Source organism: Zoogloea dura, from assembly GCF_012927165.1.
Classification (GTDB): domain Bacteria; phylum Pseudomonadota; class Gammaproteobacteria; order Burkholderiales; family Rhodocyclaceae; genus Zoogloea; species Zoogloea dura.
In genome coordinates, this window is the sequence record NZ_JABBGA010000012.1 from 62,177 (window position 1) to 86,292 (window position 24,116).

Below are 24,116 nucleotides of genomic sequence, written 5' to 3' on the forward strand. Positions count from 1 at the left end.
AAAGAAGCAGTCGGCAGGCTTGCGGCAGGCGCCCCGCTTATTCGTCGCGGATGATTCTCCAATTCACAACCCGTGGATTGCCGGCTTCCGCCACCGCACTACCATACATCCTCGAGACGCCCTTCACGTCGGTTCCAAGTATCCGGATCGAGGAACCAACCCGCACCAGCGTCGTATCCGCCAGGCCGGCATCCTTGACCTCGATCCATCTGCTTCTCGTTGCCAGTCCATCGACGAGCGTGCGCAGGACGCTCTGGCCGTTTCCATAATGGACGGCATAGACCCTCGCGGTGCCACTGGCATTGCAGGGGTCATCGTTGAGGATGGACCCGACCCAGTTCAGGACTCCATCATTGGCCTGGAGGCTGAGCACGACTCTCTCTGTGACCGGAGCCTTGCCATCGCCAGGGAGGTAGTTTCCGGTGAGGTCGGTATACCATCCCATCGGCTTGTCGCTTTGCAGCGTTGCGCCTCCGATCAGATCTGTCACCGGACTCATCACCGCACGCCTGACCGGGAAGGACACGCCATCAGGCAGCGGCAACTGATGGGACTCACCGCCATAGGCACGGCTCTTGGTTCCATCCCTCACGGCATAGAGCGTATGTTGCTGAGAATTGGCCAGGTCTTCGGGTGCCAGCAAGCGGCCGGTCCCGACAAACACGTAGCGCTTAAGATCTTCTGCCGAGTATTCGATCTTGGGCGCCACGGTCACGGGCTGCCGGGTGTCCCCGACAAGGAACTCGGCCAGCTTTACAACCGGGGGCGAATCCTGGTCACCGCTGGTGAAATCAAAGCGCCATAGATTCCCGTCGAGATCACCCCCATAGACGTAGTCGAGGGTGTAATCCTGGTAGCTCGGGGTGTAGCCCTCGACCTGCGCCAGCCCCGAGGGAGACGCGGCAGTTCCGCCAGACGTGTAAAGCGGACGCTCAGTGAGGAGCGCACCGGTACGGGCATTGAGCACGAACAAGGCCCCCCGGCCCGGGTGAGTTCCCCGGGTGTTGTTGTAACCCCCGGTGACGATCACCACCCATCCCCAGCGCCGCGTTTTGGCGATCAGGGGGCGTCCAAAGCTGAAGCCCATGTCCGGGTGGGTAAACTCCCACAGGACTCGCTTTGCGATGTCCGACTCAGTAGCCGACGAGGCAATGTCGGTCACATCCATCGCAACGAAGCTGCGCCCCCCCTTGCCCTGTCCGACCACCATGAGTGAACGCCAATCGGCAGACAGACCGGGTGAAAAGGAGTCGAGTTTGCCGCCTGTTCTGGCGAGATCGACGTCACGGACCTCGGGCGTCGCGTTCATATAATAACGGTGGGCGTAGGTCTTGCGGGCAAGGGCCTGAATACCACTGATATCGGGGCTGCCATCCGGCCCCTCAAACACCGAATAAGGGATCAGCGCGAAAAGCTCATTTCCTCCGCTGCCCCCATCGGTGGCATCGAACGCATGAAGCATGCCGTCGTTCGCACCCACCATCACCAGGGGAGTCCGCTTTGCATTGTCAGCCACAAAGCTCGAATAACCCGGGTTATAGGTATCCGAGTAAGTCGCAGACGGTTTGCCGAGATACACCGCCCGGGAATCAACAATATCCCCAAGGACACTCTTTCTCTGCCGATAGCGCTTCTGTACTGTTTCCGTAGTTTCGTTGCTCCTGTCGCCTCGGAGGTAATTCAGGACGGCCTCCCCATCTGCCGGATCTCCCGCCGGAGCTGCAACCCCCCGGCTGAGATTCAGTTGCTGGGCGGCGCCAAGGCTCGACCAGCGGAATGCGGCACCAACGAGGTCGCCGGGCAGGGGGTCGAGCTTTGCCTTGTCTCGCGGGGCAAGCGTGACAATCCGGCGGGAATCGCTGCCGACGGCACCAAGCCGCTCCGCCGCGCTCCACAAGGACGTAAGCACGGGCTGGTCGAGATCCACCTTGTCGACCCGGGACGCCACCACATCACCGGACCACATCGCAGCATCGTAGCTGCCCTGATAGGTGTTGGCCCCGCCGCTGGTGGCACTGACCTGCACGTTTGAGAGCGCAGCCCCTGCTCCCGCCCCGGCACCTGCCGCGATACTCTGGAATGCTCCGGCCAGCCCCTCCCGCATGGAGTCGGGATCACCCGCCGTGTAGTAGTTCATGGGCAGGTCATAGGAATTGCCCGGCCAGCGGTTGCCGTCCTTGCGGCCAACGGCCTTCCAGGCATCCTTGCCATCCTCGAAGAACTTGGCCTTGTCCGGCGCCTTGGTATAGCCGCCGTATTTGGCGGTAAGCCAGTACTGGTTCTTGTGGTTGTACCCCGACTCCATGACGTCCATCCAATAGGTACTAACGGTCTGGATACCCGGGATGTCCGGGCGGATATCCGATGAGTGGGCAAAATATGCGATGCCCGCCATCAGGTAACTGCCATTCGAAATGACCTGGGAGCTGAGAGAGCTAAAGCCTTCAAGGGCACCGACGGCATCCGTCCAGTCCTTGGCCGTCTTGCCCGCCATGTCGTAATCCACGTCTGACGGGGTCGCATGGTTGTGGGGATACGGACTGCCCCCGGCCCCCATGCCAGACAGCTCAAAATCGTAATTGGAGTTGGTGTCACCAATACCGATAACGTAGTTGCGCTTGCATGACAGCGCTCCCTTGCCGGGATATCTGGCGTCTACGGCGGGGTCATCCCAGCGGGAGAAAACCGGGAATCCATCATAAACCACCGGATCGGACGCGGCGGGAGGCAGGTAGGATGTCGTCGGAGCCTTGTGGCGCAGGTACTTGATCACCTCTGCATACAGCTCGCTTACCGGGTCATAGTGCTTGTATGCGCGTGACCGGGAACCGAACTTGTTCAGGTAGTTGATGGTGCCGCTGTCATCGATGGCCTTGCCTGCGTCCTTCAGTCCGTAGGGATCCAGCTTGAAAGCCCCGGTTTCCGATATCTCGCTGGCCACCGACTGAACCGGTGACCGCAACACCCCACCATCCTTGTATTCGTTGGCCGTGCCGCCCGGTCCATCCAGCACCCCCCCATAGCCCAATTGAAGGTAGCCGAAGGCACCAAAGTACATCTTGTCCTTGTAACGCTGAATGAGACCCACCGGCTTATATACGGTCAAGGTTCCCGTCGGGTCCTGGTAAGCCTGGCAGAAGGCCTCGAGCGGACGCCCCCGCGCATCATCGCGGCACACCTCGACACTCACGGTCATCACCGAACACGTACTGGCCGGTGTGCAGAAGCTCACCCCGAAGCCCATCCCCCCATTCCTGATGATGACGGATTGCCCGGTGTAGCCGCTGCCGAGACCTGTGTAGGACGAAAGGTGTTCGGCCGCCAGGTTCCGATCGGGAAAGTTAACGCTCAGATACGAGCCCTGTGCTGATGCATAGGCCCGTTGCAGGACGGTACGCCCCAGCGGGGAGGCCGACACCCCGGTAAAGGCGGCCGGCTCGTCGACAACTCGGTTCCCCCCGGTCAACACCCAGCGGAAGGTATCGACCCCCTGCATGGTCGCCCAGTTCATGAAGTTGCCACTCCATTCACCGGAGCAGCCATAGCCCTTGTCAGCGCTGGTCAGCCTTCCACTGGGCACGAAAACCGGGTCGCTGTAGGCATAGCATTTTCGAGGATCGAAATAGCCGAGGTATTCGGTGCGGCCCGAGGTATCAAACACGTCGCCCTGGTGAGCCCGTGTGATCGCTGTAGGGAACTCGACGGACAAGGCGAGCATGACATTGGGCGGCACGTCCGCCACGATCACCGGCTGATCGGCGAGAGGTGTCTGCACGCCCAGGGCGGACCCGCCCAGCCAGCCCTGCGCCAGCACCAGCGCGGCTATGTGAAGCGGCTTGAACATGCTCATGATCTTCACTTGTGATACCTCTTCTGATGGCCTTTCAAGACGACATGCATCACGGGAGGCGCGTGGTGACGGTAGCCTGGACATAGGTCTGGGTATTTCGGACCCCATCACTACGGATCGTGACCCGGTACAGCGGCAAGGAGATCGAGCCGGGCTTGTCCTGCCGATAGGACCCACCACGCTCGAACTTGTCGGACACCGAGCATTTCTTCTCATCGGAAGGGCCGAAGTCAGTGCACATGCGCTCAATCAGGAAGCGCACCTCGTTGCCTGCCGCGAGGGTGCCATCCACCCCGTTGGGCCGGATGGAGCTGAATTTCGCGTCAAAGGCGAACTTGTCCTTGAGGATCAGGGGGATACCATCACCATCGGTTTCGAGCAGGCGGGGCGAGAAGTTCATGGCCAGCCATTTCGCGGCCACTCCGCTGCAGGCCGCGTCACCCGGTACGCAATCCGCCACATCGAGATTGGTGAAATCGGCCATCTTCATTACGGCAAACGCGGCGTTCAAGCCGACGCTGGCACGGTTCACCGAGTCCCGTTTGAAGGCCAGGTTGCCGGACAGCAGGGCCGAGGTATCCACAGCCCTGAACATCGACACTCCCCCCAGCATCATGATGACAAGAACGATCAGGACCACGGCCAGCACGGTGCCACGGGAGCGGGTACGCCCTGTCAGGCAAGAGGGTTTGTGGGCTGCACGCATGAACGGCCCCTAGGACTTGGGAGTGGACTTCATATTGCGCAGGGGAATGACCCAGTCGAACACCTGGTAAGCGTAGCGCTGCTCGTCGACGGACAAGTCCCTCACCACCCTCCGCGTACCGGACAGGTCATCAAACAGTGTGATCCGAGTGAGCCGGGCCTCGCTACTGACGACCTGAGCGGAGCGCACCACCAGACCTACCCGGATCGCCTTGATCTGATCGATCTTCTGCTCGGTGGCCTCCTTGCCATTCATCAGCTCCGCCAGGGTCCACCCCGCCTCGCCAGGGGACACCCACTGATCGATGACATTGTCGTTGGCCGAGCCGCCAATGCCATTGTCGAGGCCATAGCGTGCCTTCACGAGCACGATGTTCTCGCCAAATGACTGCAGACTACGTCGTTGCAACAGGTCGTGCTCGACGAGCTCGGCGTAGGCGTTGACCGTAACCAGCGAGAAAACAGGGGCCGCCTCGCGGCCAAGGTGGAAAACGGACGAGACCCCACCCACGACGGCCAGGGCGCCATAGGAGGTGGACTCCATGTTGAGCGGAATTGCAGTGTAGGCAGCCGCGCTTGCAGACTGGGCTATCGAGGGCATGACCCGCAGGCCCAGCGTTGCATCCACCAGTGCAGCTCCTCCACCCGCCCCCGCAGCCGCCTGCACGACCTGGCAGTCGGCGGGATCCCCGGCCACGTCCTGGGGAACCGCCAGAAAGAGGTCATCAACCTTGTCGGACGGCTTGAGCAGGCCCACTCCGTTCGGGTTGCTGACAGTCAGGACCCGGCCATTCGAATCGAAGGGAATATCGCGGTTCCCTGATCCGGAATTGGCAGAGATGACAAGCAGGACATCGGCGCCATCACCACCGTCCAGGACCCCCACCGGCATGACCCGCAGCACGCCCGGGAAACGGGCGAATGGCTCGGGCAGGGTCGGTACAGGGAGAAGCGCAACACCATTGCGCGTGGCCATCACCCTGCATCCCCAGATGTGGCGCCCTTGGACAAGACCTGCGCCCGCATCCTCGATGAGCATGTTGAGCCGTGCCCCGACCAGGGCCGTAGTCTGAGTTGCGTCCGCCGAGCCATTCACATTGCGACGAAAATTCTCACTTGCGCTGAAGGAACGCATCACCACCAGTGAAGCGATGAGGCCGATGATCAGCCCGACCATGACCTCGACCAGACTGACGCCAGCCTGGTCGCACCGGGCGGTCTTCAAGCAAGATCCCGTACGCATGGCTAGAAAAGCAGCGCCCTGGTTTCGTAGACGCCGGTCGTCTCCACGGCCTGGGCAGCTCCCTTCGCTCCCGGCGCGGTCCACTCGATGCGCAGGCTGACCAGCAGGGTGGTCGGAGTGGCAGAGGGACTGAAGCTCGGAATGACCCTGGCGGCGGGCAGTCGACTGGCCCCCACCACCCGATCGTCGAGCCAGGCCAGGAATTTCGGCCCCTGGGGACCGAAATCCGACTGGACCCGGCTGACCTCGGAAGCACTCATCCTGGCCAGCAGTTCATCTGCCAGCATTGCCGCCTCGGTCCGGAAGCGGCTGTCTGCCATGATCTTGAAGGACGCCGCCTGAAAGCTGATCATCCCCAGCAGGCCGAGCGAGAAAATCAGCAAAGCCACCAGGGCTTCAAGAAGCACATAGCCTGAGTCTCTGACATCTTTCTTCATGATTCGGAGTCTTTCAGGGCTTGGGACACTGGCTGGACGACACCCGGGGAAGACAGGCGGAAGGATGGCCGACCGGCAACGATGGATCGCAGGACTTTACGGCGCCGCCTGGCGTGACAAATACACATACGGCCCTATCGGTCCCTGCCCGTGACACCCGGTAGAACTGACTGGAGGAAATCGCCGCACCATCGGCATCGCTGACCCGGCCCATTCCATTGAACAGCAGGTTGGCCGGGCCCTCGAGCGTGACATCCTCTGAGACTTCCTTCATGGCAAGGCTGGCCACATGGCTGACGGCCGTCTCGGCACTGGCACGGGTACGTGCGGCCCAGTTGGCGCCGTCTGCCGAAGGCCGGAGCGCAGCGACACCCGAGATCGTGGGGATGTCATTGGTCAGCAGGAACTCCACGCGCAAATTGCGACGGATCGCTTCGGTCGTGGCCTGCCGCAGGCCGTTCTGGAGGCTCTCGGCCACTGTGCTGACCGAGCTGCGGCGGATCCAGTCTGACATTTGCGGAATGCCGATTGCCATCAGGATGCCCAGAACAAGCAACGCAACCATGAGTTCCAGCAGGGTCGATCCCTGCTGGTTGATTACGTGAGCACACGGGGAATCTGCGGCAGACCGGTTCGACTGCGCCGAGAATTCGTTCATCAGTGAAGATTAATTCAGAACGACCAAAAAAATGCTTATGGCATTAATTTTAACAAATGGTCAGCACTCTCAGATGACGCATCCCAAGCCGTAAGCTCTACGCACCAGCAAGCTTCGAGGCGGGTCAGAGCCTCCCCGAAAAGGCGGGGCAGGCACCTCCCCTGGACCTCTTTTCTGCCTGTATCCCAGCACTCCTCACAGCCGGCTGATGCCGGGACGGACCTGGCGAGCAGCCTGCATGGCCGATGATTCCAGCGCGGGATCGCCAGCCAGCCAGGCCTCCAGCATGGGCAGGGAATCAACCCCCCAGAAAAGCCGATCACCGGCAAGCACCGTCGGTACGCCGAAGACCCCTGCCGCCACCGCTTCCTCGGTGTTGTGACGCAGCGCCAGCTTGACCGCCGCCGCCTCGATCCGGGCGTCGGGCTCGGCCACCCCAAGCGCCACCGTGAGCGCCCGCCAGATACGCGGATCATCCGGGTCGGCGCCCTCCCGGTAGAGACTGTCGAACACCGCCGAGGCCACCACCCGGGAACTGCCAAGCGCAATGATCAGGCGCAGGTAGCGGATCGGATTGAAGGGATGGACCGGCGGCATGCGGAACGGGATGTCATGACGCTGGGCCAGCCAGGTGCACAGTTCGTAGGTGTATTGGCGTTTGCGGGGGATCTCGGCCGGTCCCTTGTTGTCGTGAGCCTTGAGCAGGCCGGCAAAGAGCACGGGCTTCAGCGTGATCTCCAGCGGCAGGGATGCCCGGCGCAGCAGGACATCCATGATGTAGGCGTATGGCGAGACCACATCGAAATACAGGGTGGCGGGGGTCATGACACAGTCTCCTTGGGTGTCAGCCACGTGGTGGGCTGCTCTTCTATTTTTTGCGTCGCGGGGGAAAGATACCCGAAATGGGCACATCAGAACATCGATCCATGCTTCCCTGCACGCACAAGCCTGGTGCATGCAGGCTGCCCGATGCACCGGATTCACTCCCGGGGCATCCCGTCCGGCATCGGGCTCACGCACATACGCGGTCGCCTGGATCCTCCAAACCATTGAAATGAATAGTCTAAAAAGCCACTGAAGGCATCTGGCATGCCGCGTGCTAAATCGTCTGTCGAGAGGGGCGAAAAGCGTCACATCGCATTCGCTTCTTCGAAGGGTGGCTAGGGTTCCGATCCTGTCTAGGATGTGCATGCATGTCCGCAGGATGTCTGGTCCGAGAGCTGCCGGCCATGAAGCGCCGGGTTCAGGATTGCCGGCGTGACGTGGCTCCACGGAGGGATAAAAGCCCGGGAGGATCGCTTTGACGAAGCGCCCTCTCGCCCATTTATCCGATCCGACAGGGAGCCCGTCATGCACCACCTCGATCACCGCCTTGCCCGCCCGTCCCTCCTCCGCGGCACGCAGCCTCCGTCTTCCCCCCTCGCCTCCATGCTCCAGCGCCTGCGCACCGGTCTTGCCGTGCTGGGCCTCGGCACTGCCCTGCTCGCCACTTCAGCGCCGGCCCTGGCCGAAGTGAAGGTCGGCGTCTCCGACTGGCCGGGCTGGGTGGCCTGGTACGTGGCCGAGCAGAAGGGCTTCTTCAAGAAGCACAAGGCCGACGTGAAACTGGTGTGGTTCGCCAACTACACGGATTCGATCTCCGCCCTGTCCTCCGGCCAGCTCGACGCCAATTCCCAGACCTGGTCCGACACCATGGGCCCGCTGGCCAAGGGCCTGCCGCTCAAGGCGATCCTGGTGAACGACAACTCCGCCGGCAACGACGCGCTGATGGTCAGCGGCAAGATAAAGGGCTTTGCCGAGCTCAAGGGCAAGAGCATCGCCCTTGAGGAGTTCAGCATCTCCCACTTCGTGCTGGCCACCGCCCTGGCCAGGAACGGCATGAGTCAGAAGGACGTGAAGGTGGTGAACCTGTCCGCTGGCGACGCCGCCGCGGCCTTCCTGTCGGGCCGGGTGGATGCCGCTGTGGTGTGGAACCCCTGGGTGGCCCAGATCGAGAAGAGCGGCAAGGGCAAGGCCTTGTTCACCTCGAAGGACATGCCGGGCCTCATTCCCGACCTTCTGGTGGCCCAGGACAAGGCCATCAAGGCCAAGCGCAAGGATCTGGTCGGCATGATCCGGGCCTGGTTCGATACCGAGAAGTTCATCCGCGACAACCCGGACGAAGCGGCGAAGATCATGGCCAAGGTGGTGGGCATGAAGCCGGACGAGTACAAGGTCTTCCTGCCCGGCACCCGCTTCTTCGACGCCGCCGCCAACCAGGCCGCACTGACCCCGGCCGACCCGAAATCCCTGCAGGCGGTGGCTCCGACGATCTCCAGCTTCCTGCTCGACAAGAAGCTGATCGACGGCAAGCCTGACGCAGCCAAGGGCATCGACGCATCCCTGCTCGCCGAAGCCCTCGGCAAGTGAGGCCGTGATGAGTGCAAGCAAGCGCTCGGGCGGCGCGAGCCCCCTGTGGCAGATCCGCACGGCCATCGACCCTCGCCACTACTGGGTGCTGGCCCTGTGCGGGCTGGTCGCCCCGCTGCTCGGATGGAGTATCGCCAGCAGCCTGGACGGGGTGGACAAGGTCTTCCTGCCCGGCCCGGCCGACGTGCTGGCCCGCATGTGGACTTGGGCCAGCGAGGACGGCCTGCCTGCTGACGTGGCCATCAGCACCTGGCGGGTGGTGGCCGGCTGGGCGCTGTCGGCGGCGATCGCCCTGCCTCTCGGGCTGTTCATCGGCAGCTACCGCTCGGTGCAGGCCCTGCTGGAGCCGCTCACCGACTTCATCCGCTACATGCCGGCGGTGGCCTTCATTCCACTGGTGATGCTGTGGGTCGGCATCGAGGAAGGCTCCAAGATCGCCATCATCTTCATCGGCACCTTCTTCCAGATGGTCCTGATGGTGGCGGAGGACGTACGCCGGGTGCCCCTGGCCCAGATCGAGGCGGCCCAGACCATGGGTGCCTCCCGTGGCGAGATCCTCGAGAAGGTCATCGTGCCGTCCGCCAAGCCGGCCCTGCTCGACACCCTGCGGGTGACCATGGGCTGGGCCTGGACCTACCTGGTGGTGGCCGAGCTGGTGGCGGCCAACTCGGGGCTGGGCTACGCCGTGCTCAAGGCCCAGCGCTTCCTGCAGACCGACAAGATCTTCGCCGGCATCCTGCTGATCGGCCTGATCGGGCTGGTCATCGACCAGGGTTTCCGCCTCGCCCACCGCAAGGCCTTCCCCTACCTGGCCGGGAGACACTGATGACCGCCAGCATTGAAATCCGGGACGCCTTCAAGACCTTCGGCCACGGCCCGCGGGCCATCCAGGCCCTGGAGAAGGCCAGCCTGGACATCCGCCCCAATGAGTTCGTCACCTTCGTGGGTGCCTCGGGCTGCGGCAAGTCCACCCTGCTGCGCATGATCGGCGGGCTGGAGAGCCTCACCAGCGGCAGCATCACCGTGAATGGACAGCCCATCGCCGGCCCCGGGGTGGACCGGGCCATGGTGTTCCAGCACTACAGCCTCTACCCCTGGCTCACGGTGGCCGACAACATCCGCTTCTGCCGCCAGCTCAAGGCCCACACCCGCGACCGGACCTCCGCCGACGTGGAAAAGGCCTCCGGCCGGGCCGACGCGCTGATCCGCCTGATGGGCCTCAGCCACGTCGCCCACGCCTACCCGAACCAGCTGTCGGGCGGCATGCAGCAGCGGGTGGCGATCGCCCGGGCGCTGATGAGCCGGCCGCCGATCCTGCTGATGGACGAGCCCTTCGGGGCCCTCGACGCGCAGACCCGCGAGGTCATGCACGACCTGATCCGCCACGTGCATCGCATCGAGGGCAGCACCATCGTCTTCGTCACCCACGACGTGGAAGAGGCGATCTACCTGGGCCAGCGCATCGTGCTGATGGCCCCCCGCCCCGGCCGCATCGACACCCTCTACGACGTGCCCCTCCCCGCCGAACGGCACCAGGACATGAAGCTCGCCCCCGAGTTTCTCGGCCTCAAGCGCGAGATCCTGGACCGCATTCGCGAAACATCCGGCATGAAGACCGACCTGGAACAACTCGCGCGCTTGTCCGCCGAAGCTGCCGAACTGGAGGCCTGAACCCCATGAACACCCTGCTCACCCCCACCGACGCGGTGGATATCGACACCCGCTGGCAGCAACTCGCCCCCGACCTGCCCGCCGACAAGGTGCTGTTCTCCGACGTCATCCCCGGCGGCTGTCACTGGTCTTGGATGCTGCCCCGCGGCGTCACCCTGCGCCTGGTCGCCCAGGGCGCCGGCGCCAACCTGTCGCTGGTGCTCTACAACGCCCGTCAGAAGCTCGAGCGCTACAACATGCCCGACTCCCTCAAGGCCCAGCACACCGCCCACTACAGCCGCGGCCACGTGTTGATGAGCGACATGGGCTGCGCCATGGCCTCGATCACCGCAGACAGCCTGGGCTGGCACGACCCCCTCGGCATGCTGCTCGACACCCCCCGCCTGCACGACAAGTACGGCGAGCACAGCTACCAGCAGTACCGCAACGGCATGTACCGGGCCGGCCGCGACGGCCTGCTGATCGAGATCGGCAAGTACGGCCTGACCCGCCGCGACCTGGTCGCGCCGGTCAATTTCTTCAGCAAGGTCAGCGTGGACGAGGAAGGCCGCTTCCGCTTCCACGAAGGCCACGCCAGGGCTGGCGACCACCTCGACCTGCGCCTCGACATGGACGTGATCGTCGCCGTATCCACCGCCCCCCACCCCCTCGACCCGCGCCCCGACTACGCGCCGGCCGCGGTGGGCATCACCGCCTGGCGCTCAGGCCCGGCAGCGGAGGATGACTACTGCCGAGCCTTCCGCCCGGAGTGCGCCCGCGCCCTGCACAACACCGACATGCACTACCTGGCCTGAGGAGACGCCCATGACCGCCACCGCCATCCGCCTCCAGGAAAGCCCCCTCGACCCTGCCGACGCCGTGCACAGCGCCATCCTGCCCGCCGGTGAGCCCTGGCTGCACGAAGTGAGGCAGGGCCAGACCCTGCGCATCGTGGACCTGGAAGGCAACCAGGCCGCCGACATCATCTTCTATAACCGCCACGACACCGACGAGCATTACAGCGTCACCGACACCATCCTGCACCAGGGCGGCATCTACCTCACCACCGGCTCGGTGCTGATGAGCAGCGAAGGCCGGCCGATGCTCACCATCGTGGCCGACACCTGCGGCCGCCACGACACCCTCGGCGGGGCCTGCGCCGCCGAGAGCAATACGGTGCGCTACGCCCTGCACAAGAAGTTCATGCACAGCTGCCGGGACAACTACCTGCTCGCCATCCAGCACTCCGACTCGGGCCTGAGCAAGGCCGACCTGGTGCCCAACGTCAATTTCTTCATGAACGTGCCGGTCACCGCCGACGGCCAGCTCAAGTTCGACGACGGCGTCTCCGGCCCCGGCAAGTACGTCGAGCTGCGCGCCGAGATGGACCTGTGGGTGCTCGTCTCCAACTGCCCCCAGCTCAACAACCCCTGCAACGCCTACAACCCGACGCCGGTCCAGTTCCTCATCTGGAGCTGACGGCCCCCAAGGGGGCACAGGACAACCTGGGGCGGCCCGGCGTTTTCCTGCAGCTCACCAGCAGCACCAAAACCAACCGGCACGCGCCGGCCCCCCCGGGACGACCCGGGCGGACAGGAAAGATAAGGCGGGACGACCCGCTGCCCTTTTCGCGAGACATCACCATGTTCAGCAAAGTCCTCATCGCCAACCGGGGCGCCATCGCCTGCCGGGTGATCCGCACACTCAAGAAGCTCGGCATCGCCTCGGTGGCGGTCTATTCCGAGGCCGACGCCAACTCGCTGCATGTCAGCCTGGCCGATGAAGCCGTGTGCATCGGCCAGGCCCCCGCCGCCGAGAGCTACCTGAAGGCCGAGACCATCCTCGAGGCGGCCCGCGCCACCGGCGCCCAGGGCATCCACCCGGGCTACGGCTTCCTCTCCGAGAACCCGGACTTCTCCGCTGCCTGCGAGGCCGCCGGCATCGCCTTCATCGGCCCCACCCGGGCCCAGATGCTCGCCTTCGGCCTCAAGCACACCGCCCGCGAGCTGGCCGAGAAGGCCGGCGTGCCCCTGCTGCCCGGCAGCGGCCTGCTCGACGACGTGGCCCATGCCCGCCGCGAGGCCGCCCGCATCGGCTACCCAGTGATGCTCAAGAGCACCGCCGGCGGCGGCGGCATCGGCATGCGCCTGATCGCCTCCGACACCGAGCTGGACGAGGCCTACGCCTCGGTGGACCGCCTGGCCCGCGCCAACTTCAAGGAAGCCGGCATCTACCTGGAAAAGTACGTCACCGCCGCCCGCCACATCGAGGTGCAGGTCTTCGGCGACGGCCAGGGCAAGGTGCTGGCCCTGGGCGAACGGGATTGCTCGGTGCAGCGCCGCAACCAGAAGGTCATAGAGGAAACCCCTGCGCCGGGCCTGTCCGCCGAACAACGGACCAGCCTCGCCGCCACCGCCGTGCGCCTGATGGAATCCATCGCCTACCGCTCCGCCGGCACGGTGGAGTTCGTGATGGACGCCGACAGCGGCGCCTTCTACTTCCTGGAGGTGAACACCCGCCTGCAGGTGGAGCACGGCGTCACCGAAGAAGTCACCGGCGTGGACCTGGTGGAATGGATGGTGCTGCTCGCCTCCGGCGATCTGGTCCTGCCCGCCGCCGCCCCGGCGCCCCGCGGCGCCTCGATCCAGGTGCGCCTGTACGCCGAGGACCCGGCCCGCAACTTCCAGCCCTCCTCCGGCCTGCTCACCGAGGTCAGCTTTCCGCCCGGCGTGCGTGTCGAAACCGCCGTCACCACCGGCTCGGAAGTGCCGCCCTACTACGACCCGATGGTGGCCAAGCTGATCGTCCATGCGGACACCCGCGAAGCCGCCACCGACGCCCTGATCGCCGCCCTGGACGCCAGCCGGGTGTACGGCATCGAGACCAACCGGGCCTACCTGCGCCAGATCCTCGACGGCGAGGTGTTCCGCGGCGGACGCCAGACCACCCGCTACCTCAACAGCTTCAACTACCGCCCCAGCACCTTCGAGGTGCTGGAAGCCGGCGTGCAGACCTCGGTGCAGGACTGGCCCGGCCGAACCGGCTACTGGGACGTCGGCGTGCCGCCCTCCGGCCCGATGGACGACCTGTCCCTGCGGGCCGCCAACCGCCTGGTCGGCAACCCGGAAGGCGCCGCCGGCCTCGAATGCACCATGACCGGGCCGACCCTGCGTTTCAACTGCGATGCGGTGATCGCCCTCACCGGCGCCCCCACCGCTGCGACCCTGGACGGCGAGCCCCTGGCCTTCTGGCAGGCCCATGCCATCAAGGCCGGTGCGGTGCTGAAGATCGGCGCGGTGAAGGATGCCGGCTGCCGCAGCTACCTGGCGGTGGCCGGCGGCATCGACGTACCCGACTACCTGGGCAGCAAGTCCACCTTCACCCTCGGCCAGTTCGGCGGCCATGCCGGCCGCTGCCTGCGCCTGGGTGACGTGCTGGCGATCCATCCCGGCGCCACACTGCCACCGCCCCTCGCCCTGCAGCCGCCGGCCTACGCCCACCACTGGGAAGTGGCGGTGCTCTACGGCCCCCACGGCGCACCGGACTTCTTCACCGATCCGGACATCGCCAGCTTTTTCGCCACCGACTGGGAGATCCACTACAACTCCAGCCGCACCGGCGTGCGCCTGATCGGGCCCAAGCCCGAGTGGGCGCGGACTGACGGCGGCGAGGCTGGCCTGCACCCCTCCAACATCCACGACAACGCCTACGCCATCGGCGCCATCGACTTCACCGGCGACATGCCGGTCATCCTCGGCCCCGACGGCCCCAGCCTGGGCGGCTTCGTCTGCCCGGCGGTGGTCATCCAGGCCGACCTGTGGAAGCTCGGCCAGCTGCGCCCGGGCGACAGCCTGCGCTTCGTGCCGGTGAGCGCCGCCACTGCGGCCCGGCGCCTGGCCGAGACCGACCTCGCCCTGACCACCCCGGTCATCGCCGAGCCCGGCACCGTCACCACCCCGGTGCTGGCCGAGCTGCCCGCCGCCGGCGAGCGCCCCCGGGTGGTCTACCGCCAGGCCGGCGACGCTTACCTGCTGGTCGAGTACGGCCCCCTGGTCCTCGACCTGGAGCTGCGCTTCCGTGTGCATGCCCTGATGGACTGGCTCAAGGCCCACCCCCAGGCAGGCATCATCGACCTGACCCCGGGCATCCGCTCCCTGCAGCTGCACTTCGACGCCCGCCGCACCGACCGCGCCGCGCTGCTGGCCGTGCTGATCGCCGCCGAGGACGCCCTGCCCGCCATCGACGACATGGAGGTGCCGAGCCGCACCGTGTACCTGCCCCTCTCGTGGGACGACCCGGCGACAAAGCTGGCCATCGACAAGTACATGCAGTCGGTGCGCAAGGACGCCCCCTGGTGCCCCTCCAACATCGAGTTCATCCGCCGCATCAACGGCCTGGATTCCATCGACGAGGTCTATCGCACCGTCTTCGAGGCCAGCTACCTGGTCCTCGGCCTGGGTGACGTCTACCTCGGCGCTCCCGTCGCCACCCCCATGGACCCGCGCCACCGCCTGGTCACCACCAAGTACAACCCGGCCCGCACCTGGACGCCGGAGAACGCGGTGGGCATCGGCGGTGCCTACATGTGCGTGTACGGTATGGAAGGCCCCGGCGGCTACCAGTTCGTCGGCCGCACGGTACAGATGTGGAACCGCTGGAACCATGGCAGCCGCGGCACCGAGCAGTTCGACAAGCCCTGGCTGCTGCGCTTCTTCGACCAGGTGCGCTTTGTGCCGGTGAGCGAGGACGAGTTGCTGCAACTGCGCAAGGACTTCGCCGCCGGCCGCGCCCGCCTGCGCATCGAGGACGGCGTCTTCCGCCTCGCCGACTACCGCCGCTACCTGGCCGACAACGCCACGCCGATCGCCGCCTTCAAGGCCCGCCAGCAGACCGCCTTCGAAGCCGAGCGCGAGCGCTGGAAGGCCGCCGGCCAGGCCGAGTACATCAGCGAGGCCGACATCGCCGCGGCCGCCGCCGACACCGAGCTGGACCTGCCGGAAGGCGCCCGCCTGGTGGCCAGCCACATTCCCGGCAACATCTGGAAGGTGCTGGTCGAGCCCGGCCAGCCGGTGAAGGCCGGCGACCCGCTGGTGATCGTCGAATCCATGAAGATGGAATTCACCGTTACCGCCCCCGAAGACGGCGAGATCCTGCAACTCCTCTGCCGCGAAGCCACCCCCGTCGCCGCCGGCCAGGACCTGCTGATCCTGCACTGCGCCACCCACTGAACGGAGAGACGACCATGCTGCCCACCCGCCTAGACCTCGCCACCCTGGCCGCGGCCTACCGCCAGGGCCTCAAGCCCAGCACCCTGTTCGCCCATCTGCATGCCCTGGCCCGCGCGGATGAACACCTGGCCTGGATCAGCCTGCTGCCGGAGGGCGAGCTGCTGGCCCGTGCCCGCGCCCTGGACGAGCAGGATCCGGCCAGCCTGCCGCTCTACGGTGTGCCCTTCGCCATCAAGGACAACATCGACCTGGCCGGCCTGCCCACCACCGCCGGCTGCCCGGACTTCGCCTACGCGCCGGCAGCCGATGCCAAGGTGGTGGCCCGGCTGATCGCCGCTGGTGCCATTCCCCTCGGCAAGACCAACCTGGACCAGTTCGCCACCGGCCTCAACGGCACCCGCAGCCCCTACGGCGCCTGCCGCAATGCCATCAACCCGGCCTACATCTCCGGCGGCTCCAGCTCGGGCTCGGCCGTGGTGGTGGCCGCCGGGCAGGTGAGCTTCTCCCTTGGCACCGACACCGCCGGCTCGGGCCGTGTGCCGGCCGCCTTCAACAACCTGGTCGGCCTCAAGCCGACCTGCGGCCTGCTCTCCTCCAGCGGCCTGGTGCCTGCCTGCCGGAGCATCGACACTATCTCGATCTTCACCCTCAGCGCCGCCGATGCGGCCGCGGTGTTCGCCGTCGCCCGCGGCTTTGACGAGGCCGATGCCTACAGCCGCCCGGCGGAAACCCACGGCCGGCGCTTCCCAGCTGGCGAGCCCTTCCGCTTCGGCGTACCACGCCCGGAGCAGCTGGCCTTCTTCGGCGACCCGCACAACCCGGCGCTGTTCGAGGCCGCGGTGGCCCGCCTGGCCGCCCTCGGCGGCACCCCGGTGGTACTGGACTTCAGCCCCTTCCTGGACACCGCCCGCCTGCTCTACGGCGGCCCGTGGGTGGCCGAGCGCTATCACGCCATCAAGGACTTCATCGAGCGTCAGCCGGACTCCGTCTTCCCGGTCACCCGCGAGATCACCCTCGGCGGCGCCCGGGCCAGCGCCGTGGAGGCCTTTGATGCCCAGTACCGCCTCAAGGCCCTGAAGCGCCGCTGCGATGCCGTGTGGCAGGACGTGGATCTGATCCTCACCCCCACCGCCGGTCACCACCCCACCATTGCCGCGGTGGAGGCCGACCCGATCCGCATCAACACGGAGCTGGGCTACTACACCAACTTCATGAACCTGCTGGATTACTCGGCGGTGGCCGTACCGGCCGCCATCCGCGCGGACGGCCTGCCCTTCGGCATCACCCTGTTCGCCCCGGCCCACCAGGACATTCCGCTGCTCGAGCTGTCCGCCCGCTGGCAGGCCGACACCCGGCTCTCCCCGGGCGCCACCGGCCAGGTCCTGCCTGATGTTCCGTTCATTCCCGAGCCCGCCGCCAGCGGCATGGTCCGGGTGGCGGTGTGCGGCGCCCATCTGTCCGGTCTGCCCCTCAACTGGCAGCTCACCCAGCGGGGCGCCCGGCTGATCGGGGCCGTACGCTCGGCACCGGAATACCGCTTCTACGCCCTGGCCGGGGGCCCGCCCCTGCGGCCCGGCATGGTCCGCGTCGCGGAAGGCGGCGGCAGTGTGGACATGGAAGTCTGGGAATTGCCAGCCCGCCACTTCGGCAGCTTCGTGGCCGGCATTCCGGCGCCGCTGGGCATCGGCAAGGTCAAGCTGGAAGACGGCAGCCAGGTGTGTGGCTTCATCTGCGAGAGCGGCGGGCTGGCCGGTGCCGAGGACATCACCCCCCTGGGCAGTTGGCGTACCTGGCTGGCCAGACACGCCTGAAAAACCCTCGCTTGATTCAATTTAAATATCCTTTAAGCATTCCTTAAGCTTCAGGCGGGACGATCAGGGATCACCCGAACGTCCCGCCCCCGCCCCCGTCGGGTACGTGCCGGGTGCCCTTCCCCGTCATCAGGAGCACCCATGTCCTTCAAGCTCAAGACCGTCATTCTCATCACCGCCTGTGCCTTCACCCCGGTAGCTGCCACCCTGGCGGCAGGCAACGGCGAACCGATACAACCCATCCCCGCCGTCCGGGTCAGCAACCCCGCAGCAGTGGAACTGGGCAAGATGCTGTTCTTCGATCCCCGCCTGTCGAAGTCCGGCTTCATCTCCTGCAATTCCTGCCACAACCTGTCGATGGGCGGCAGCGACAACCTGAAGTCATCCATCGGCCACGGCTGGCAGAAGGGCCCGATCAACGCCCCCACCGTGCTCAATGCGCGCTTCAACCTGGCCCAGTTCTGGGACGGCCGCGCCGCCGACCTCAAAGCCCAGGCCGGTGGCCCCATCGCCAACCCGGGCGAGATGGCCTACAGCCATGAACTGGCGGTCAATACCGTGAAGACCATCCCGGGTTACCGCAGCGCCTTCCGCAAGGCCTTCGGCAGCGACGAGGTGAACATCGACCGCCTGACCCAGGCCATCGCCAGCTTCGAGGAAACCCTGGTAACGCCCGACTCCCGTTTCGACCGCTGGCTGAAGGGTGACAAGAAGGCCCTGAGCAGCGAGGAGCTGGCCGGCTACATGCTGTTCAAGGACAGCGGCTGCGTGGCCTGCCACAACGGTCCGGCGGTGGGCGGCAACTCCTACCAGAGGATGGGCGTGGTGGAGGCCTACAAGGCCAGCAGCCCCGCCGAAGGCCGCGTCGCCGTCACCGGCAAGGACGCGGACCGCTTCAACTTCAAGGTGCCCACCCTGCGCAACGTGGAGCTGACCTACCCCTACTTCCACGACGGCGCCGCCAACACCCTGACGGAGGCCGTGGACACCATGGGCCGGGTGCAGCTTGGCCGCAAGTTCAGCGCCGACGAGAACGCCCGCATCGTGGCCTTCCTGAAGACCCTCACCGGCAAGCAACCCAGCTTCGCGATGCCCACCCTGCCGCCCTCGGCAGACGCCACGCCGCGTCCGCAGCCTTTCAACTGAGCGTCCTTACCGACAAAAAAATACGGCCGTCACGCATGTGACGGCCGTTAAAAAACCGGAGCAACCCCGCCGGGAGAGGGAGGAAACGGGGGGGTTGGAAGCTCCAGGTTGCGGACGGATATTCGGTTGATCGGCCCCACTCCACGCGGGGTCGGCGGGCCAGACGATCAGGCTGGTCTGGCTTCGGTTATGTCGGTGGTGGCCGGCCGGGGCGGGCAGTTTCGCTCTATGGCCTTGCACATCTTGCCCACCACGGTGAGGCTCATCTCGCCACGGGGATAGACCCGGCAGGCCAGGACCACACCCTGGGCTTCCTCCTCGGCGCTGATGCAGGCGCGGCTCATCTTGCGGGCCTCGAAGGGGCCTGCATCGATATGTACCTTGCACACTCCGCAACCGCCACCGCGGCAGCCCACCGGAATGCCCTTGCGGCCAAGCTGCTCCATGCCGTGGAGCAGGCTCAGGTCCGACGCGCAGGAATAGTCTTCCCCGCTGTTCTCGATATGGATCCGGTACTTCTCGCCCACGCTCTCTCCTCCTTGGTCGCTGTTCCGGACCGCGGTCGCTGCATGGCGATTTCCTGTCGGTCCGACTCGTCTGTTTTCTCGAGATTTTGTATTATTATCGCTAATGGCAGCATTATGCAAGCTTATGGGAAAACTTCAAGCGAGCATGCCGCCGATCAGCCCCCCTGACAGCCCTGCATGGTATAAGGCGATGCCCCACTCCGCCGCGGCCCTCCGGGCCGTTCAGACCATCTACTATCGAGCGACCGGGGCAACGGAGGAGAAGACGTGAACGACATCCGCTACCCGCAGAACAATGATCTGCGCAGCCTCGTGCATTTCTGTGCGGAGAAGGGCCTGATCTGGCTCGACGAGAACCGCATGATCCTGATGCACGTCGCCGCCCTGGCCGAACTGCGCAAGGAGTTGATCAACTCGGTCGGGATCGACCAGGCCCGCCGCATCCTGACACGCATGGGCTACGCCTCCGGCGTGCGTGATGCCGAGCTGGCCAAGAAGATCCGCAGCGGCATGAGCCTGAAGGACGCCTTCGTGGTCGGGCCCCAGCTGCACATGCTCGAGGGCATGGTCCACGTCACCCCCATCGAGCTGGACTGCGATCTCGAAAGCGGCCGTTTCTACGGCAATTTCCTGTGGGAGAACTCCTGTGAGGCCGACGTGCATGTGCGCGAATTCGGCCACGCGGAGCATCCCGTGTGCTGGATGGAGATCGGCTATGCGTCGGGCTACACCTCGGCCTTCATGCGCCGCTTCATCCTGTTCAAGGAAGTTGAATGCACCGCCACCGGCAATAACCACTGCCGGATTGTCGGCAAGCCGGTGGAAGAATGGCCCGACGCCGCCGAACACACGCCCTACTACGAGGCCGACTCCATCGTCGGCCGCATGCTCGAGCTGCGCAGCCAGGTGGACGCCCTGCGCGCCTCCCTCGAACGCAACCTGCCCCGCCCCAACCTGATCGGCGCCTCCTCCGGCTTCCGCCATGCCTACACCCTGATCGACAAGGCTGCCGCCACCCAGGTCACGGTACTGCTGCTCGGCGAGACCGGGGTCGGCAAGGAGCGCTTTGCGCGGGCCCTGCACGAGATGAGCGGCCGGGCCGCCGGCCCCTTCGTGGCCATCAACTGTGCGGCCCTGCCCCACGACCTGATCGAGTCCGAACTGTTCGGCGTGGAGAAAGGCGCCTTCACCGGCGCCCAGGTCTCGCGCATGGGCAAGTTCGAGCGGGCCGACGGCGGCACCCTCTTCCTCGACGAGATCGGCGAGCTGCCCCTGGCCGCCCAGGCCAAGCTGTTGCGAGTCCTCCAGGAGGGCGAGATCGAGCGCCTCGGCGACGAGCGTACCCGCAAGATCAATGTCCGCCTGGTGGCCGCCACCAACGTGGACCTGCAGGCGGCGGTCAAGGCCGGGCGCTTCCGCAGCGACCTGTATTACCGTCTCAATGTCTACCCGGTGGTGATCCCGCCCCTGCGCGAACGCCTGTCGGACATCCCGCTGCTGATCGAGTCCATGCTGCAGCGCTTCGGCGCGCTCCACGGCAAGCGCGTGGCCGGCATCACCGACAAGGCCCTGCGGGCCCTCAAGGGCTACGCGTGGCCGGGCAACATCCGCGAACTGGAAAACATGATCGAGCGCGGGATGATCCTCGCCCCCCAGAACGAGTGGATCGAGATCGAGCACCTGTTCGCCGGCCCCCAGGATTTCGAAGCGGTGCGCCACGGCATCGACGCCACCGGCAACCTGGCCTCGGAAGCGCCGGGCGGCAGCGAAGGCGGCATCGAGGCCCTGTGCAACCAGGTGATCAACACCGGCATCGGCCTGGACGACCTGGAGCAGGTCCTGATCCAGCACGCGGTGAAGCAGTCCGGCGGCAATCTGTCGGGCGCGGCCCGCCTGCTCGGCATCACCCGGCCCCAGCTCAACTACCGGCTCAAGAAACGGGAATCTCCGGTTTAGTCGCACCGGTGGGCAGCGCAGCCGCCCACCGCGCCTCGACCCTTTCGGCAGGCTCGGGACGACCGAACAGGTAGCCCTGCAGGAATTCGCAACCGGCCTCCCGCAGCAGTCCGGCCTGGACCTCGGTTTCCACCCCTTCCGCGACGACCCTCAGGTCGAGGGTGCGGGCCAGCACCAGCACCGTACGGATGATCGCCATGCCATGCTCGTCCAGCTCGGCCTCCTGCACGAAGCTGCGATCGATCTTCAACACATCGATGGGCAAGCGGCGCAGATAGGCCAGGCTGGAATAGCCCGTCCCGAAGTCGTCGATGGCCACCGTCACGCCCAGCGCCTTGACCGCCTGCAAGGCCCGCGCGGCCTCGTCCGGCTGGTTCATCAGGACGCTCTCGGTAAGTTCGATCTCGATCAGCTCCGGCGGAATGCCGGCCTCCACGCAGGCCTGCCGGATCTCCCCGGCCAGGTCGCCCTCGACCAGCTGACGCGCCGACACGTTCACCGCCACACGTTGCCAGCCGTAGCCCGCCACCTGCCAGGCCGCGATCTGGCGGGCCGCCTCGGCGAGGCTCCAGCGCCCGAGCTGGCCGATCAGGCCGCTCTCTTCCGCCACCGGGATGAAGCTGGCCGGCGAAACATGCCCGCGCTGCGGGTTGAACCAGCGCATCAACGCCTCGTAACCCACCACCTCACCGGACAGGGCCGCCGTCTTGGGCTGGTAGTGGAGGCTCAGCTCGCCCTGGCGCAGTGCCTGGCGCAGGGCGGTTTCCAGCTCCAGGCGGATCACCGCCGACTGAGACATTCCGGCTTCGAAGAAGCGGTACATCCCCCGCCCGCCGGCCTTGGCCGCATACATGGCAAGGTCGGCATTGCGCATCAGGGTAGCCGGATCCTGGCCGTCGCGGGGATAGATGGCCACCCCCAGCGAGGTCCCCACGTTGAGCCGATGGGACAGCACCGTCACCGGCTGGCTGATGCTCTCGATCAGCTTGCCCATCAGCGCCTCGTAATGCCCTTGGTCACGCAGGCCGCGGACCAGCACCACGAATTCGTCGCCACCGAGCCGGGCCACCGTGTCGCACTGGCGCAGCTGGCCCTTGATGCGCGCGGCAACCTCCTTGAGCAGCAGATCACCCACGTCATGGCCAAGACCATCGTTGATGGCCTTGAACTGGTCCAGATCGAGAAACATCAGGCCGAGCTGCTGGCGCTCCCGCCGGGCCGTTTCGATCCCGTGGCGCAGGCGATCTTCCAGCAGGAAGCGGTTGGGCAGGCCGGTGAGCGCGTCGTGGAAGGCCAGGAAGCGGATCCGCTCGTCCTTCTCGTGGGACTCGGTGATGTCGTTGATCACGAACACATAGTGGCTGACCCGGCCGTCCGCTCCGGGCACCGCGTCGATCGAGCGGCGCTCCAGGAAGAGGCCGCCATCGGCCCGGCGGCTCCACACCTCCCCGTCCCATCGCCCGGCATCCCGCGCAGAGGCCCACATGAGTTGATAGAACTCCGGCTCGTGCCGGTCGGACTCGAGCTGGCTGGCTGGCCCAGCATCTGCTCCGCCGCGTATCCGGTGATCTCGCTGAAGGCCGGATTGACCTCCACTACCCGCCCCTCCGCATCCGTCACCATCAAGCCTGCTGCGATATGCTCGATCGCCACGGAGGCGAGGCGGATGCGCTCGGTGCGCTCCGCCACCAGCCGCTCTAGGCCGAGGTTCTGGGCCCGCATCGCGTCCCGGGTGGCGACCAGGTCCCGGTTCAGGTCCTCCACCAGCTTCTGCTGCTGGCGGGCCTCGTCGAGCAGGCTCAGGTTGTCGAACAGGCGGGTCTGGGCGGTCACCAGGCTGTCCCTGGCGCGGGAATGGGAGAACAGCATGATGGCCAAGTAGGCCAGGCCCAGCAGGCTGAGCATGAGCCCGTGCGAATGCGATCCAAACAGCAGGATGACACTCGACAGCAACTGGCAGGCAATGTAGAAACGGGCCGGCCACTTGAACGCCGCAAGCATCGACGCCGCCCCGCTCGCCAGCCCCGCCTGCACCATCAGCAGTACCAGCATCTCGTCGGCGTCCGCGGTCGGCAGCAACTGCCAGGGCAGCATGAACCACAGGACCGCCATGAGCATCATCGGCAGGCTGTACAGCCGCTCGGCGAACACCACCGAACGCCCTTCCCGCAGGCGCGGTGCATTCCAGATGGTCCACATCCGGAACACGGTGATCGTCAACATGGCCGCCAGCCAGCGTGGATCGATATGGCTGCCAGCGACAATGCTGTGAAACCAGGTCACCCCCAGCACACCGACCGCATTCAGCAGGACACCCCCGCGCCCCTGGTCAAAGGCGTGGTCAATGAGCGCGCGGCGCAAGGCCAGGTCGCGGGTGGAAGAACTCTCCATGGGGTGAAAACCGGTGAGCGGAATCGGTGATGCGTGGGGGGGAGGCTCGGAAAAGCGCTTGCCGCCTTGCGCTTCGCCACAAGCGGTGAATTTTCATTACTGCTT

At 65.8% G+C, this 24,116-nt stretch carries 18 protein-coding genes and 1 riboswitch; of the genes, 9 read left to right on the forward strand and 9 right to left on the reverse strand.

Translation table 11 applies throughout. From position 1 onward, the window contains the following. Nucleotides 1-37 precede the first annotated feature (37 nt). From HHL15_RS15140 to HHL15_RS15165, 6 genes are all read right to left on the reverse strand, one after another. Nucleotides 38-3,850, reverse strand: a complete 3,813-nt coding sequence (locus HHL15_RS15140; protein ID WP_169146626.1) for a pilus assembly protein — start codon at nt 3,848-3,850, stop codon at nt 38-40. A gap of 49 nt (nt 3,851-3,899) precedes the next feature. Next, a complete protein-coding gene (locus HHL15_RS15145) occupies nt 3,900-4,556 on the reverse strand; it encodes a hypothetical protein (RefSeq protein WP_169146627.1) in 657 nt (218 codons plus the stop codon). A 9-nt stretch (nt 4,557-4,565) separates the two neighbouring features. After that, on the reverse strand, nt 4,566-5,780 hold the full coding sequence (locus HHL15_RS15150; protein ID WP_169146628.1) for a PilW family protein: 1,215 nt from the start codon (nt 5,778-5,780) through the stop codon (nt 4,566-4,568). Between the two features lie 20 nt (nt 5,781-5,800). Further along, nucleotides 5,801-6,235 carry a type IV pilus modification PilV family protein gene (locus HHL15_RS15155; RefSeq protein ID WP_169146629.1) on the reverse strand — a complete coding sequence of 145 codons (435 nt, stop codon included), beginning with the start codon at nt 6,233-6,235 and terminating at the stop codon, nt 5,801-5,803. Nucleotides 6,236-6,248: 13 nt separating this feature from the next. Then, the gene (locus tag HHL15_RS15160) at nt 6,249-6,893 is read right to left on the reverse strand and encodes a GspH/FimT family pseudopilin (RefSeq protein WP_169146630.1); all 645 of its coding nucleotides are present in this window, start codon (nt 6,891-6,893) and stop codon (nt 6,249-6,251) included. Nucleotides 6,894-7,088: 195 nt separating this feature from the next. Next, a complete protein-coding gene (locus tag HHL15_RS15165; protein ID WP_169146631.1) occupies nt 7,089-7,718 on the reverse strand; it encodes a 2-hydroxychromene-2-carboxylate isomerase in 630 nt (209 codons plus the stop codon). A 324-nt stretch (nt 7,719-8,042) separates the two neighbouring features. Then, nucleotides 8,043-8,188: riboswitch (guanidine-I (ykkC/yxkD leader) on the forward strand. 55 nt (nt 8,189-8,243) lie between these two features. Between HHL15_RS15165 and HHL15_RS15170 the strand changes: the two genes are divergently transcribed. The 8 genes from HHL15_RS15170 to HHL15_RS15205 all read left to right on the forward strand — a co-directional run bounded on the left by HHL15_RS15170 (nt 8,244) and on the right by HHL15_RS15205 (nt 19,137). Continuing rightward, nucleotides 8,244-9,302 (forward strand): ABC transporter substrate-binding protein, encoded by a 1,059-nt coding sequence (locus HHL15_RS15170; RefSeq protein ID WP_206198785.1) that lies wholly within the window; start codon nt 8,244-8,246, stop codon nt 9,300-9,302. A 7-nt stretch (nt 9,303-9,309) separates the two neighbouring features. Then, entirely contained in the window at nt 9,310-10,128 is an 819-nt protein-coding gene (locus HHL15_RS15175; protein WP_169146632.1) for an ABC transporter permease, read from the forward strand. Further along, nucleotides 10,128-10,973 (forward strand): ABC transporter ATP-binding protein, encoded by an 846-nt coding sequence (locus HHL15_RS15180; protein WP_169146633.1) that lies wholly within the window; start codon nt 10,128-10,130, stop codon nt 10,971-10,973. The genes HHL15_RS15175 and HHL15_RS15180 overlap by 1 nt, the downstream gene beginning before the upstream one ends. Before the next feature lie 5 nt (nt 10,974-10,978). Then, the gene (locus tag HHL15_RS15185) at nt 10,979-11,767 is read left to right on the forward strand and encodes an urea amidolyase associated protein UAAP1 (protein WP_169146634.1); all 789 of its coding nucleotides are present in this window, start codon (nt 10,979-10,981) and stop codon (nt 11,765-11,767) included. A gap of 10 nt (nt 11,768-11,777) precedes the next feature. After that, the gene (locus HHL15_RS15190) at nt 11,778-12,431 is read left to right on the forward strand and encodes an urea amidolyase associated protein UAAP2 (protein ID WP_206198786.1); all 654 of its coding nucleotides are present in this window, start codon (nt 11,778-11,780) and stop codon (nt 12,429-12,431) included. A 164-nt stretch (nt 12,432-12,595) separates the two neighbouring features. Continuing rightward, nucleotides 12,596-16,180, forward strand: a complete 3,585-nt coding sequence (gene uca, locus HHL15_RS15195) for an urea carboxylase (RefSeq protein ID WP_169146635.1) — start codon at nt 12,596-12,598, stop codon at nt 16,178-16,180. 14 nt (nt 16,181-16,194) lie between these two features. Then, on the forward strand, nt 16,195-17,991 hold the full coding sequence (atzF, locus tag HHL15_RS15200; RefSeq protein ID WP_169146636.1) for an allophanate hydrolase: 1,797 nt from the start codon (nt 16,195-16,197) through the stop codon (nt 17,989-17,991). 141 nt (nt 17,992-18,132) lie between these two features. After that, nucleotides 18,133-19,137 carry a cytochrome-c peroxidase gene (locus HHL15_RS15205; RefSeq protein WP_169146637.1) on the forward strand — a complete coding sequence of 335 codons (1,005 nt, stop codon included), beginning with the start codon at nt 18,133-18,135 and terminating at the stop codon, nt 19,135-19,137. 167 nt (nt 19,138-19,304) lie between these two features. On the opposite strand, the gene HHL15_RS26555 is transcribed toward HHL15_RS15205, so the two are convergent. Continuing rightward, a complete protein-coding gene (locus HHL15_RS26555; protein WP_169146638.1) occupies nt 19,305-19,664 on the reverse strand; it encodes a 2Fe-2S iron-sulfur cluster-binding protein in 360 nt (119 codons plus the stop codon). Between the two features lie 267 nt (nt 19,665-19,931). Here HHL15_RS26555 and HHL15_RS15215 point away from each other — a divergent pair, with 267 nt between their 5' ends. Beyond that, the gene (locus HHL15_RS15215) at nt 19,932-21,620 is read left to right on the forward strand and encodes a sigma 54-interacting transcriptional regulator (RefSeq protein WP_169146639.1); all 1,689 of its coding nucleotides are present in this window, start codon (nt 19,932-19,934) and stop codon (nt 21,618-21,620) included. On the opposite strand, the gene HHL15_RS15220 is transcribed toward HHL15_RS15215, so the two are convergent. Further along, nucleotides 21,595-23,064 (reverse strand): putative bifunctional diguanylate cyclase/phosphodiesterase, encoded by a 1,470-nt coding sequence (locus HHL15_RS15220; protein ID WP_328825047.1) that lies wholly within the window; start codon nt 23,062-23,064, stop codon nt 21,595-21,597. The two genes, HHL15_RS15215 and HHL15_RS15220, sit on opposite strands and share 26 nt — an antisense overlap. Continuing rightward, complete coding sequence (locus HHL15_RS26560) at nt 22,965-24,011, reverse strand: PAS domain S-box protein (protein ID WP_235943413.1); 1,047 nt, start codon at nt 24,009-24,011, stop codon at nt 22,965-22,967. Before HHL15_RS26560 ends, HHL15_RS15220 begins: the two co-directional genes overlap by 100 nt. Nucleotides 24,012-24,116: the final 105 nt, after the last annotated feature.